This window comes from Janthinobacterium sp. Mn2066 (assembly GCF_049319705.1).
Lineage (GTDB): Bacteria > Pseudomonadota > Gammaproteobacteria > Burkholderiales > Burkholderiaceae_D > Janthinobacterium.
Genome location: NZ_JBMOUF010000008.1, coordinates 25927 through 38496 on the forward strand (window position 1 = coordinate 25927; position 12570 = coordinate 38496).

The following is a 12570-nucleotide window of genomic DNA, read 5'->3' on the forward strand; positions in this document are numbered from 1 at the left end:
AGCGGGTCTTGCTGTACAAACTATCAGATCAGGGCCGCTTTTTCAGCAGCGCTCAGGCGGCGGGCGCTGACAGTCACGACCGGCATTTGCGCATTGTCAGCCTTGGCGATCACCGCCGAGCTTGCGCTTACTTGCAGGGTGTTGGCGCCGGCAGTGGCGAAGCTGGCGCCGATGGCGATGACGGCGGCGGCGACGAAGGCGATTTCGATGTTTTTCAGTGCGTTCATGGTGTGGCTCCGTGTAGTTGGTTTTGTTGAGTGCTGCTGGTATGGTGGTACTTTAGCCAGCACACAGGCACAACACCACCGGATTGCGACCAGCGGCAAAAAACATGGGGCGAACGGTAAAAATGGGGCACTGGAACGAAAACAGCCATGGTGGCGCAGATATTCCATGGTATCGAGCGAGAATCCAGGCGACGGCTGTCTGCTGCCCCCCCCCTCACCACACCATCACCACACAAAGGAATCCATGACCCAAACACCATTGCGCGTCCTCGTCACGGGCGCCGCCGGCATCATCGGCAGCGCTTTCTGGAATAGCCGGCACGGCGAATTTGCGCTGCGCCTGGCTGACTTGCACACGGACAAGCTGGTCCAGGCGCCCTGCCCATCGATACGGCTCGATGTCAGCGACCAGGCCGCCTGCCTGGCCGCCTGCGCGGACATCGACGTGGTGCTGCACCTGGCCGGCATCCCCCACGCCAGCGCCGATTTCGATACGCAGCTGCTGCAGCCCAATATTATCGGCACGCATAACATCTTCCATGCGGCGCAGGCGCAGGGCGTCAAACGGGTGGTGTTTGCCAGCAGTGCGCAAGCGATCGAAGGCTATCCGCTGGAGATGCAGATCCATGAAAACATGCCGGCGCGTCCGGCAAATATGTATGGCGCCAGCAAGGCCTTCGGCGAAGGCGTGGCGTCGGCATTCGCGCACCAGCATGGCATGACGGCGATTGCCGTGCGCATCGCCAACGTGGCGCGCTTTGAGCAAGGTCAACAGCACAGCGCGCGCGACATTGCCGCCTTCATCAGCGAACGCGACGTGGTGCACTTGCTGGCCCGCTGCGTGGCGGCCGAGGTAGCGCCCGGCTACCACGTGGTGCATGGCGTATCGGACAACCGCTACAAACGGCTATCGATCGCAGCGACCCGCCAGCTGGTGGGCTACGCACCGCAAGATGACGGTTTTAGCTTGCTGGGCTTGTAGCCTCAGCCTTTTCCGGCTTTCCGGTCCAGCTCGCGCAGCCAGGCCAGCTTGTCGGCGATCTTGCTTTCCAGGCCGCGCGGCACGGGCTGGTACCAGCCCGGTTCCGCCATGCCATCCGGGAAGTAAGTTTCACCTGCCGCATACGCATCGGGTTCATCGTGCGCATAGCGGTAGGCGTGGCCGTAGCCCAGTTCCTTCATCAGCTTGGTCGGCGCATTGCGCAGGTGCACCGGCACTTCCTTGGACTTGTCTTTCTTGACGAACGCCATGGCCGTATTGAAAGCGTTGTAGCCGGCATTGCTTTTCGCGGCAATCGCCAGGTAAATCACGGCTTGCCCCAAGGCCAGTTCGCCTTCAGGCGAACCCAGGCGTTCATAAGTTTCAGCTGCATCATTGGCCATGGTCAGGGCACGCGGATCGGCCAGGCCGATATCTTCCCAGGCCATGCGCACGATGCGGCGCGACAAGTAACGCGGGTCGGCGCCGCCATCGATCATGCGGCAAAACCAGTACAGGGCCGCATCGGGGTTCGAGCCGCGCACGGATTTATGCAGGGCCGATATCTGGTCATAAAAATTATCGCCGCCCTTGTCGAAGCGGCGCGAGTTCAGGGTCAGCGCGTTGTCGACGAAGGCCGCATCGATCTGGGTGGTGCCGGTCGAGCTGGCGGCCGTGTCGGCTTGCTCCAGCAAATTGAGGAAACGCCGTGCGTCGCCGTCTGCATAACCGATCAGGGTATCGGCGGCCGCCTCATCAAAATGCAGATGCTGCAAGGCCGTGCTGTGCGCCTTGGCCAGCAATTGTTTCATTTCCTCTTCGTTGAGCGACTTGAGCACATACACTTGCGCGCGCGACAGCAAAGCCGAATTTACTTCAAAGCTGGGATTTTCGGTGGTGGCGCCGATAAACGTCACCAGGCCTGATTCCACGAACGGCAGCAAGGCGTCCTGCTGAGATTTGTTGAAACGGTGGATTTCATCGACGAACAATAAAGTATGCTTGCCGAACTGGTCCAGGCTGTGGCGGGCCTGGTCCATCGCTGCGCGGATATCTTTCACCCCCGCAAACACGGCCGACAGGGCGATGAATTCGCTGTCGAAAGCGTTCGCCATCAGGCGCGCCAGGGTGGTCTTGCCCACGCCGGGTGGGCCCCACAGGATCATGGAATGGGCCTTGCCCGCCTCGAATGCCAGGCGCAGCGGCTTGCCGACGCCCAGCAGATGCGTCTGGCCGATGACTTCGGTCAGGGTTTTCGGCCGCAAGGCTTCGGCCAGCGGCTGGCGTGGTTCGGTGGAAAAGAGATCCGCCATCATAGTTACCGGGTAAGAATACAAAGGCCCCGCACTATGCGGGGCCGGTCAAAACAGCGTGTGACAAATATCAGTTATTGATCACATCGGCGCCCTTGGGCACGACGAATTTGAAATGGTCGGCGGGCAAGTTCGGGTTTTTCTGGAAATTCTTGAACGCCAATACCGAGGTCTGGCCAAACGAGTCGCGCAATTCCATCGCTTCGGGCATGCCATTGCGCAAGCCGATACTGATTTCATCGAAGGTCGTGTCCTTGGTTTTTGGCGTCGCCTTCAGCCATTCCAGGCCATCGCGCGTGCCCGCTTCGGCCAGGGTGAAATTCTTTTCCAGGTCATTGCTGCCAAACAAGATGGCGGCCGGCGAAGAACCGAGCGCGTCGCCCAGTTTCTTGATCGTCACCTGGCTCAAATCCTTGTCATAGATATACAGTTGCGTGCCATCGGCTTGCAGCAATTGCTCGTACGGCTTGGTGTACATCCAGATGAACTTGCCTGGACGGGCAAATTCAAACGTGCCGCTGGCAGGCGTCGATACCTTCGTCTTGGCGTCGGCCTTCTTGACCTGGTGCTGGGTGAACTCGCCCTTGGCCGACTTGGTGCCCGCCGCAAAGGCCTTGAATTGCTCGAGCGCACTAGCCGACGCACTGGCCGCGAACAGCAGGCTGGCCGCGCCGAGGATGATTTTTGCTGCGAAAGTTTTCTTCATTGTTCTTATCCTTCTGATTTACTCTCATTTACACTTATTCTGCACTGGCGGCCGGCACCAGGATATCCCGGTTGCCGTTCGATTGCATGGTGGACACGACACCGCTCTGCTCCATCTGCTCCAGCAGACGGGCGGCGCGGTTGTAGCCGATACGCAAATGACGCTGCACCAGCGAAATCGAGGCGCGGCGGTTTTTCAGCACCACCGCCACCGCCTGGTCGTACAGGGCATCGGCCTCGCCGCCGCCCTCGCCCGGCACGCCACCACCTTCACCGCCCTCGCCTTCCAGGGTGCCGCCTTCGAGGATGCCCTCGATGTAATTCGGTTCACCCTGCAACTTCAAATGGCTGACCACGCGATGCACTTCATCGTCGGATACAAAGGCGCCGTGCACGCGCATCGGCAAACCCGTTCCCGGCGGCATGTACAGCATGTCGCCCATGCCCAGCAGGGTTTCCGCGCCCATCTGGTCCAGAATCGTGCGCGAATCGATCTTCGACGAGACCTGGAACGCAATACGGGTCGGAATGTTCGCCTTGATGAGACCGGTAATCACATCGACAGATGGGCGCTGCGTGGCCAGAATCAAGTGCAAGCCGGCGGCGCGGGCCTTTTGCGCGATACGCGCGATCAATTCTTCGACTTTTTTACCCACAACCATCATCAGGTCGGCCAGCTCGTCGATGATGATGACGATGGTCGGCAGTTTTTCCAGCGGTTCCGGCGCATCCGGCGTCAGGCTGAACGGATTCGGAATATGCTCTTCGCGCTTGGCCGCCTCGGCGATTTTTGCGTTATAGCCGGCCAGGTTGCGCACGCCCAGCTTGCTCATCAGCTTGTACCGCTTTTCCATCTCGTTCACGGCCCAGTTCAGCGCGTGGCCCGCCTGGCGCATATCGGTCACCACCGGCGCCAGCAGGTGCGGAATGCCTTCATAGACGGACATTTCCAGCATCTTCGGATCGATCAGGATCAGGCGCACATCGTTCGGGTCAGACTTGTACAGCAGCGACAAAATGGTGGCATTGATACCCACCGACTTACCGGAACCGGTGGTACCGGCCACCAGCAAGTGGGGCATCTTGGCCAGGTCGGCCACCACAGGCTTGCCGGCAATATCCTTGCCCAAGGCAATCGTCAGGCTCGATACGCCATCGTTATACACCTTGGAGCCGAGGATTTCCGTCAGGCGCACGATCTGGCGCTTGGCGTTTGGTAACTCCAAGGCCATGTAATTCTTGCCAGGAATAGTTTCCACCACGCGGATGGAGGTCAGCGACAAGGAGCGGGCCAGGTCGCGCGCCAGGCCCACGATCTGGCTGCCCTTGACGCCCGTGGCCGGTTCGATTTCATAACGCGTGACCACCGGGCCGGGGTAAGCGGCCACTACCTTGGCATCCACGCCAAAGTCCGATAATTTCTTTTCAATCAGGCGGCTGGTAAATTCCAGCGTTTCCACGGACACCGTTTCCACCACGGGCGGCGCTTCATCGAGCAAGGACAAGGGCGGCAGCTTGCCATCGCCCAGGTTTTCAAACAGGGTCGCCTGGCGTTCCTTTTCCACCCGCTCCGATTTGACCACGGTGACGACTTGCGGTTCGATCTTGACCGGTGGCGCAGCCACGTGTTTTTCCACATGCTTGGCCCGCTCGATCACCACCGCTTCATCGCGGCGCACGGCAGCGACTTCGCCGTGGCGGCGGTCTTCGCGGTCCTGGTAGCGCAAGATGAACCAGTTGATGCTGTCTTCGATGGCGCCGCCGATGCGTTCGGCTACCTGCAGCCAGGAAACGTGGAAGAACAGGGAAAAGCCCAGAGCGAACAGCAGCAACAGCAGCAAGGTGGCGCCCGTAAAGCCAAAACCTTCGTACGAAGCGTGGCCAATCAATTGCCCCAGCACCCCGCCCTGCTGGCGCGGCAGTTGTATATGCAGGTTTTTCGCCATGCGCAGCCATTCCAGGCCCATGCTGCCGATCAGCATGATGGTAAAGCCGACGATGCGTATCAGCATCTCGACGTGGTGTTCGCGCTCGGGCTCATCCTGTTCCAGCAAGAAACGCGTGCTCAGGCGGCGATAGCCCTGCCACACCGTGCGCAGCAGCCAGACGCACCACCACCAGGCGGAAAAGCCAAAGATATATAACAGCAGGTCGGACAGGTTCGCGCCCAGGCGACCGCCCAGGTTGGCCACCTTGCCGACCGAGGTGGCGTGCGACCAGCCGGGGTCGAGCTTGTTGAAGCTGGCCAGTATCAGCACAAAGTAAAGGGCGAAGGCGGCCAGCGCGAACCAGCGCGCCTCGGACAACAGCCGCACCAGCCGGTTCGGCAAGGGCCGGCGTTCGACCGGTTTACGGGTGTAGCTATTCTGGGTGGCCTGGGCTGGTTTAGTCATTCTGGGAAGCGCTGCAAGGTGATAGTTATTGCTAAAAGAATGTTTCTGAAAGGGAATTTCCCATAATAAGGAAGTATTCTAAGCCATATATGACAAGGAAGGCCCCACGATTCGTCGCCAGTGACGGCTTGGTCTATAATCTCTGATCCATGCATAGCTTGCGCAAGCGCAATACTCATCTTGTTCTTGGCGCGGATGCCCCCAACTCAGATATATCTCACTTATTAAGAAGCCTCATTATGACGACGACCAAACACGCCCGCGTATTGATCCTTGGCTCCGGCCCCGCCGGTTACAGCGCTGCAGTGTATGCCGCCCGCGCCAACCTGAACCCGATGCTGGTGACCGGCGTGGAACAAGGCGGCCAGCTGATGACCACCACCGACGTGGAAAACTGGCCAGGCGACCCGATGGGCGTGCAAGGTCCGGAACTGATGCAGCGCTTGCTGCAGCACGCGGAACGTTTCAATACCGAAATCGTGTTTGACCACATCCACACGACGTTCCTGAATGAAAAGCCGATCCGCCTGAAAGGCGACAGCCATGAATACACCTGCGATACGCTGATCATCGCCACCGGCGCCTCCGCGCAATACCTGGGCCTGCCATCGGAAGCCGAATTCATGGGCCGCGGCGTGTCCGCCTGCGCCACCTGCGATGGTTTCTTCTACCGCAACCAGGAAGTGGCAGTCGTTGGCGGCGGCAATACGGCCGTCGAAGAAGCGCTGTACCTGTCGAATATCGCCAATAAAGTCACGCTGATCCACCGCCGCGACAAGTTCCGCGCCGAAGCCATCCTGATCGACCGCCTGAACGCCAAGGTTGCCGAAGGCAAGATCGTGTTGAAATACAACCACACGCTGGACGAGGTAACGGGCAATGAAGGCGGCGTGACGGGCTTGAACATCAAGTCCACCATCGACGGTTCCGTGGAAGCCCTGAACGTGCACGGCGTATTCATCGCCATCGGCCACAAGCCGAACACGGGCATCTTCGACGGCCAGCTGGACATGCACAACGGCTACATCAAGACGAAAACGGGCCTGGAAGGCATGGCCACCGCCACCAGCGTGCCGGGCGTATTTGCCGCCGGCGACGTGCAAGACCATATCTACCGCCAGGCCATCACCAGCGCCGGTACGGGTTGCATGGCAGCACTGGACGCCCAGCGCTACCTGGAAGGCCAGGAGTAATCGCCGCATGGCGTCAATGAAAGACTTTGCCGACCTGAAAGCCGTGAGCAAGCAGCTCAAGGAACAGGCCGAGGCGCGCGCAGCGGCGGAAGCCGAGCGCGCCAAGCGGGCGCAGGTGCAGGCGGTGGAAAGCAATCTGTTCAAGGCCAGCATCGGCGGCGTCAAGCGCCTGCCCGAGTCGGACCGCTACGTACCGAGCCTGCCCAAGGCGGGCGCGATGGCCCAGCAGCAACCGGCGCGCAAGCTGACGCAGGCAGAAGACGATGCGGCCGTGCTGCGCGAATCGCTGTCGGACCTGTTTGAAGTCGACCATTATCTGGAAAACGATCCGGCCCTCAATTATGCGGCGCCCGGCGTCGGTCCTGACGTGGTGAAAAAGATGCGCAAGGGACATTGGCCGATCCAGGATGAAATCGACCTGCATGGCTTGCGCCGCGATGAAGCGCGTGACGGCATCGGCGCGTTTCTGAACGCAGCCACGCGGCGCAAGCTGCGTTGCGTGCGCGTGATCCACGGCAAGGGTTTTGGCTCGAAAGGCCAGGAACCGGTATTGAAATCGATGGTGCACAGCTGGCTGGTGCAAAAGCCGGAAGTGATCGCCTTTTGCCAGGCGCGCCGCTCCGAAGGGGGCGATGGCGCACTGGTGGTCTTGCTGTCCTCTGCACTGCAGCCGGTGCGCTAAGTATCAAGCTTCCATAATTTGTCACACTGTCACGGCCCCGTTTGTCACTATTCGGGGCCGTGTCATGTTAACCTGTGGCTATTATTTATTGCTCAAACGCATAGCCCATGATGCCACCCCAATTACCGCCTGGTTCGCTGATCAAGCTGATCGAGATCATCGCTATCCTGGTGGGCGCCTTTTCCGGCTTTATCGAGGCGCGGCGCAAGCGCATGGATCTGGTGGGCGTGTTCGTGGTGGCCTTCATCACGGCATTCGGCGGCGGCACGCTGCGCGATATCCTGCTCGACAAGCGGCCCCTGTTCTGGGTCGCGCACCAGGAATATGCCATTCTCATTTTCGTGCTGGCCCTGACCGCTGCCCCGCTGATCCAGCACTTGCGCCAGATTGTCTCGGAACGGCTGATCGTGATTGCCGACGCGATCGGCCTGGGCATGTTTGCGATTGCCGGCGTGGCCGAAGCGATACGCGCCGGCATGCCGATCTTTATTGCCTCGATGATGGGAGTGATTACGGGAATCTTTGGCGGCGTGATGCGCGACATCGTCTGCAACGAAGTGCCGATGGTGTTTCGGGACGGCAAACCGTATGCGATCTGCGCCTTCATCGGCTGCTGGGCCTATCTGCTGCAAAAACATTTCGGCGTGGCCCACGATACCGCCCTGTGGACCAGCGCCGGCGGCATCACCATCATGCGCCTGGTCAGCTGGAAGTTTGACATGCGGCTGCGCTGAGCGCAGCCATAGTCTTTACACGGCGTCTGGACCCGTCTCACCCGTACGGATACGGATCACCTGCTCCACATCGCGCACGAAAATCTTGCCATCGCCAATCTTGCCCGTGCGGGCAGCCTTGATGATGGCGTCCACCACCTGTTCCGACACGCCATCGTCGACCACCACTTCCACTTTGACTTTCGGCAGGAAGTCGACCACGTACTCGGCGCCACGGTACAGCTCGGTATGACCTTTCTGGCGGCCAAAACCCTTCACTTCCGTCACGGTCAAACCCGTCACGTTCACATCGGCCAGGGCCTCGCGTACTTCGTCGAGCTTGAATGGTTTGATGATGGCGGTAATCTGTTTCATGGCTACTCCTTAAAATTGATTGCTTGTTTGACAGATAGTTATTGCTTATTCGTAAAACCGTGACGTAATCGGGTAGCGCCAGTCGCGGCCAAAGCCACGGTGCGTAACGCGGATGCCCACCGGCGACTGGCGCCGCTTGTATTCGTTGATCTTGATCAAACGCGTGATTTTCGCCACATCGGCGGCCGGGAAGCCCGCTTCGATGATCTCGGCGATGGGCCGGTTTTCTTCCATATACAGTTGCATGATGCCGTCCAGTATCTCGTACGGCGGCAAGGAATCCTGGTCCAGCTGGTCGGCGCGCAGTTCCGCCGACGGGCCGCGCGTCAAAATGCGCTCGGGAATCACGTCGGACACGCTATTACGGTACGCACACAGGCGGTACACCAGGGTCTTGGCGATATCCTTGATCACCGCGAAGCCGCCCGCCATGTCACCGTACAGGGTGCAATATCCAACCGCCATCTCGCTCTTGTTGCCGGTCGTCAACACGATACTGCCATGCTTGTTCGACAAGGCCATCAGCAAGGTGCCGCGGATGCGCGCCTGGATATTTTCTTCCGTCGCGTCTTCTGCCAGGCCCGCGAACTCGGTCGCCAGGGTGGCGCGGAAGGCATCAAAAGTTTGCTTGATTGGAATTTCATCGTAGCGCACATCGAGCCGTTTTACCATGTCGCGCGAATCGATCCATGAAATATCGGCCGTAAATTGCGACGGCATCATCACGGCGCGCACCTTGTCTGCGCCCAGCGCATCGACGGCAATCGCCAGGGTCAGCGCCGAATCGACGCCGCCCGACATGCCGATCAGCACGCCCGGAAAACCATTTTTGCCTATGTAGTCGCGCACGCCCAGCACCAGCGCCTGGTAAACCTGGGCTTCCAGCGACAACGGTGCGGCCAGCGCCTGCGGCACGGGCACGGCGCCATCGAACTCGACGATCTGCAAGTCTTCCTCGAAATGGCGCAGCTGCGCGCAAATCGTGCCGGCCGCATCCATGACGAAGGAATCGCCATCGAAAATCAGTTCATCCTGGCCGCCGACCAGGTTGGCATACACCAGCGCCATGCCCTGCGCGCTGACGTTCTGGCGCATGGTTTCATAGCGCAGATGCTGCTTGTTCATATGATACGGCGAGCCGTTCGGCACCAGCAGCACTTGCGCGCCAGCCGCGCGGGCGCGCATGGGCGCGTGGGCAAACCAGGTGTCTTCGCAGATATTCAAACCAAAACGCACGCCCTTGACGGCAAACACGAAGGCCTGGTCGGCCGAGGTGAAATAGCGCTTTTCATCGAACACGGTGGTGTTCGGCAAATCGTGCTTGCGGTAGGTGCCCAGCACTTCGCCATTGAGCAGCACGGAGGCGGCGTTGTGGCGCACACCGTTCTCATCTTGCAGCGGCAAGCCCACCACCACGTGCAAATCCTTGAACTGGGCCAGGTCGGCAGCGAGCTCGGCAAACGTTTGCTGCGTTTTTGCGTAGAATGCATTGCGCAGCAGTAAGTCCTCGGGCGGATAGCCGACCAGCGACAGTTCCGGCGTCAGCACGATATCGGCGCCAGCGGCATGGGCGCGGCGGGAGAGGTCGAAGATCCTGGCGCGGTTGCCGGCCAGATCGCCGACCGTACTATTCATTTGAGCAATTGCGACTTTGACTGTCATGATGATGGATATTTCGTTCTATTTAACAAAGACGGGGCCAAGTTTCGCCCCGGGGTGCGCAGGCCGACGCCGGCGACCCGAAAAGTGATGAATGCAAGCACAAAAATGAATTATCGCACGGGTATCGTCTCTTCTCTGGCTGAAATTGGGGAAGCGGCCTGGTCCGAACTGCTGGCACGGCAGTCCGAACCCAATCCTTTCCTGTCTTATGCCTTTTTACACGCGCTGCACGCATCGGGCTGCGCCAGCGCAGACACTGGCTGGCAGCCGAATTACCTGGTGCTGTGGCAAGGCGACACCCTGGCCGCCGCCCTGCCCCTGTACCTGAAAATGCATTCCTACGGCGAATATGTGTTCGACTGGGCCTGGGCAGATGCTTATCAGCAACACGGTCTGGAATATTATCCCAAACTGCTCTCGGCGATCCCCTTCACGCCCGTCAGCGGCAACCGATTGCTGGCGCGCGATGGCGAAGCGCGGGCGGCGCTGCTGGCCTTTTTGCAGGCCCAGCAGCAGGCGGCGGAGGTATCGTCCTGCCATATCCTGTTTCCACCGGAACAGGAGGCGGCACAGCTGGAAGCGGCTGGCTACCTGCTGCGCAGCGGCGTGCAGTTTCACTGGCTGAACCAGGGCTACACCGACTTCGAACAATTCCTGGCCACGCTGGAACACAAGAAACGCAAGAATATCCGCGCCGAACGACGCAAGGTGGCCGAGGCCGGGGTCACGCTGCGCCGGGTGCGGGGCCTGGACGCCACGCCGGCGGACTGGCAGCTGTTCCACCGCTGCTACAGCAATACCTATGCGGAGCACCGCTCCTCGCCCTATCTGAGCCTGGATTTCTTCCAGCGCATCGGCGCGACCATGCCGGAAAACATCTTGCTGGTGATTGCCGAACGCGCAGGCCGCGATATCGCCGCCTCGCTGCTGATCCACACGGCAGACACTTTATATGGCCGCTACTGGGGCGCGCTGGAACACGTGCCTTGCCTGCATTTCGAGACGGCGTATTACCAGCCGCTGGAATTTTGCATCGCAGAAGGCATCGCCACCTTTGAAGGCGGCGCCCAGGGCGAACACAAGATGGCGCGCGGCTTCTTGCCGCAAAAGACCTGGTCGGCCCACTGGCTGGCCCACCCCGCGTTTGCCGATGCCGTGCAGCGTTTCCTGGAACGGGAACGCGGTGGCATCGACGCTTATCTCGATGAATTGAACGAGCACAGCCCGTTTCGCGGCAGCGCACAATAACACTGCCGGTTTGATAAGAAGAGCGCCTGTGTTAAGCTGAAAAAAGATGTGTCTTTCACATGTCTTTCAACAACTCACTCTTCTCTCAACTTTTTCTTTGGTGGTGTAATTGCAAGCATTTAATTCAATCGGCGGCCGTGCGGTGCGTCACGGGAGCCTGGCATGACGGGCGTGATCAGCTGGTGGGAAGCCGCCCTGCTGGGACTGCTGCAAGGAATTACCGAATTCCTGCCTGTCTCGTCCAGCGCGCACTTGCGCATCCTTGGCCCGTTCCTGCCGTCCGGCACCGACCCTGGCGCCGCCTTTACGGCCATCACGCAGATCGGCACCGAACTGGCCGTGCTGATTTATTTCCGTAAGGATATTTTGCGCATCGCCCTCGCCTGGTTTGCCGCCCTGCCCGGCACGGGCGCCAGCGCCGCCAGGAAAGCCGACCCGGACGTGCGCCTGGGCTGGCTGGTGATCATCGGCTCCTTGCCGATCGCCATCCTGGGCCTGGTGTTCCAGCACGCCATCGAAACCTATCTGCGCAACCTGTACCTGACGGCCACCATGCTGATCGTGTTCGGCCTGATCCTGGGTGCGGCCGACCGCTATGGCAAGCACGCGCTGCCGCTGTCGCGCATGCGCTGGCGCGACGGCATCATCTTTGGCTTTGCGCAGGCGATGGCGCTGATTCCCGGCGTATCGCGCTCGGGCGGCACCATCACGGCCGGCCTGATGATGGGTTATACGCGTGAAGCGGCGGCCCGTTATTCTTTCCTGCTGGCCATCCCGGCCGTGGTCGCGTCCGGCTTTTACCAGCTCTACAAGAGCTGGGGCGTGGCAGGCCCGGTCGCGGCCGGCCCGACGGCACTGGCCACCATCATCGCCTTCTTTGTCGGCTACGGCGTGATCATGGTCTTCCTGCGCATCGTCAGCAGTCGCGGCTACTGGCCGTTCGTCGCCTACCGCGTGGTGCTGGGCATCGTCGTGATCGCCCTGCTGAATATGGGCATCATTTCAGCGCATTGATTTACGAGCAAGCATGAAAAAAGCGCCCCCAGCCTTGATGGCTGGGGGCGCTTTTTATTGGGTACT

At 60.2% G+C, this 12570-nt stretch carries 12 protein-coding genes; 6 read left to right on the top strand and 6 right to left on the bottom strand.

The annotated features are described in order from the left end of the window. Positions 1-23: 23 nt before the first annotated feature. Positions 24-227, bottom strand: coding sequence for a hypothetical protein (locus tag ACL9RI_RS16340; protein ID WP_422727575.1), 204 nt, complete (start codon positions 225-227; stop codon positions 24-26). 244 nt (positions 228-471) lie between these two features. On the opposite strand from ACL9RI_RS16340, the gene ACL9RI_RS16345 reads away from it, so the two are divergent. Beyond that, positions 472-1209 (top strand): NAD-dependent epimerase/dehydratase family protein, encoded by a 738-nt coding sequence (locus ACL9RI_RS16345; RefSeq protein ID WP_422727576.1) that lies wholly within the window; start codon positions 472-474, stop codon positions 1207-1209. Between the two features lie 2 nt (positions 1210-1211). Here the strand turns inward: ACL9RI_RS16345 and ACL9RI_RS16350 are convergent, their stop codons facing one another. The 3 genes from ACL9RI_RS16350 to ACL9RI_RS16360 form a co-directional block, all read right to left on the bottom strand. Further along, positions 1212-2519, bottom strand: coding sequence for a replication-associated recombination protein A (locus ACL9RI_RS16350; protein ID WP_422727577.1), 1308 nt, complete (start codon positions 2517-2519; stop codon positions 1212-1214). 70 nt (positions 2520-2589) lie between these two features. Beyond that, the gene (gene lolA, locus ACL9RI_RS16355) at positions 2590-3225 is read right to left on the bottom strand and encodes an outer membrane lipoprotein chaperone LolA (RefSeq protein ID WP_422727578.1); all 636 of its coding nucleotides are present in this window, start codon (positions 3223-3225) and stop codon (positions 2590-2592) included. A gap of 34 nt (positions 3226-3259) precedes the next feature. Next, positions 3260-5617 carry a DNA translocase FtsK gene (locus ACL9RI_RS16360; RefSeq protein ID WP_422727579.1) on the bottom strand — a complete coding sequence of 786 codons (2358 nt, stop codon included), beginning with the start codon at positions 5615-5617 and terminating at the stop codon, positions 3260-3262. Between the two features lie 239 nt (positions 5618-5856). Between ACL9RI_RS16360 and trxB the strand changes: the two genes are divergently transcribed. From trxB to ACL9RI_RS16375, 3 genes are all read left to right on the top strand, one after another. Further along, entirely contained in the window at positions 5857-6810 is a 954-nt protein-coding gene (gene trxB, locus ACL9RI_RS16365; RefSeq protein WP_422727580.1) for a thioredoxin-disulfide reductase, read from the top strand. A 7-nt stretch (positions 6811-6817) separates the two neighbouring features. Next, positions 6818-7492 carry a Smr/MutS family protein gene (locus ACL9RI_RS16370; protein WP_422727581.1) on the top strand — a complete coding sequence of 225 codons (675 nt, stop codon included), beginning with the start codon at positions 6818-6820 and terminating at the stop codon, positions 7490-7492. 107 nt (positions 7493-7599) lie between these two features. Continuing rightward, entirely contained in the window at positions 7600-8226 is a 627-nt protein-coding gene (locus ACL9RI_RS16375) for a trimeric intracellular cation channel family protein (protein WP_183676936.1), read from the top strand. A gap of 15 nt (positions 8227-8241) precedes the next feature. On the opposite strand, the gene ACL9RI_RS16380 is transcribed toward ACL9RI_RS16375, so the two are convergent. Continuing rightward, positions 8242-8580, bottom strand: coding sequence for a P-II family nitrogen regulator (locus ACL9RI_RS16380; RefSeq protein WP_422727582.1), 339 nt, complete (start codon positions 8578-8580; stop codon positions 8242-8244). Positions 8581-8625: 45 nt separating this feature from the next. Beyond that, positions 8626-10242, bottom strand: coding sequence for an NAD+ synthase (locus ACL9RI_RS16385; protein ID WP_422727583.1), 1617 nt, complete (start codon positions 10240-10242; stop codon positions 8626-8628). Positions 10243-10347: 105 nt separating this feature from the next. On the opposite strand from ACL9RI_RS16385, the gene ACL9RI_RS16390 reads away from it, so the two are divergent. Beyond that, the gene (locus ACL9RI_RS16390; RefSeq protein ID WP_422727584.1) at positions 10348-11490 is read left to right on the top strand and encodes a GNAT family N-acetyltransferase; all 1143 of its coding nucleotides are present in this window, start codon (positions 10348-10350) and stop codon (positions 11488-11490) included. Between the two features lie 162 nt (positions 11491-11652). Then, a complete protein-coding gene (locus tag ACL9RI_RS16395) occupies positions 11653-12504 on the top strand; it encodes an undecaprenyl-diphosphate phosphatase (RefSeq protein WP_422727585.1) in 852 nt (283 codons plus the stop codon). The last annotated feature ends 66 nt before the right edge of the window (positions 12505-12570 follow it).

What these genes read in the sequence shown, in the direction of transcription:
- ACL9RI_RS16370 (WP_422727581.1), top strand. Translation starts at nt 6,818, where the DNA reads ATGGCGTCAATGAAAGACTTTGCCGACCTGAAAGCCGTGAGCAAGCAG.
- ACL9RI_RS16345 (WP_422727576.1), top strand. Translation starts at nt 472, where the DNA reads ATGACCCAAACACCATTGCGCGTCCTCGTCACGGGCGCCGCCGGCATC.
- trxB (WP_422727580.1), top strand. Translation starts at nt 5,857, where the DNA reads ATGACGACGACCAAACACGCCCGCGTATTGATCCTTGGCTCCGGCCCC.
- ACL9RI_RS16390 (WP_422727584.1), top strand. Translation starts at nt 10,348, where the DNA reads ATGAATTATCGCACGGGTATCGTCTCTTCTCTGGCTGAAATTGGGGAA.
- ACL9RI_RS16380 (WP_422727582.1), bottom strand. Translation starts at nt 8,580, where the DNA reads ATGAAACAGATTACCGCCATCATCAAACCATTCAAGCTCGACGAAGTA.
- ACL9RI_RS16340 (WP_422727575.1), bottom strand. Translation starts at nt 227, where the DNA reads ATGAACGCACTGAAAAACATCGAAATCGCCTTCGTCGCCGCCGCCGTC.
- ACL9RI_RS16360 (WP_422727579.1), bottom strand. Translation starts at nt 5,617, where the DNA reads ATGACTAAACCAGCCCAGGCCACCCAGAATAGCTACACCCGTAAACCG.
- ACL9RI_RS16375 (WP_183676936.1), top strand. Translation starts at nt 7,600, where the DNA reads ATGATGCCACCCCAATTACCGCCTGGTTCGCTGATCAAGCTGATCGAG.
- ACL9RI_RS16350 (WP_422727577.1), bottom strand. Translation starts at nt 2,519, where the DNA reads ATGGCGGATCTCTTTTCCACCGAACCACGCCAGCCGCTGGCCGAAGCC.
- lolA (WP_422727578.1), bottom strand. Translation starts at nt 3,225, where the DNA reads ATGAAGAAAACTTTCGCAGCAAAAATCATCCTCGGCGCGGCCAGCCTG.
- ACL9RI_RS16395 (WP_422727585.1), top strand. Translation starts at nt 11,653, where the DNA reads ATGACGGGCGTGATCAGCTGGTGGGAAGCCGCCCTGCTGGGACTGCTG.
- ACL9RI_RS16385 (WP_422727583.1), bottom strand. Translation starts at nt 10,242, where the DNA reads ATGACAGTCAAAGTCGCAATTGCTCAAATGAATAGTACGGTCGGCGAT.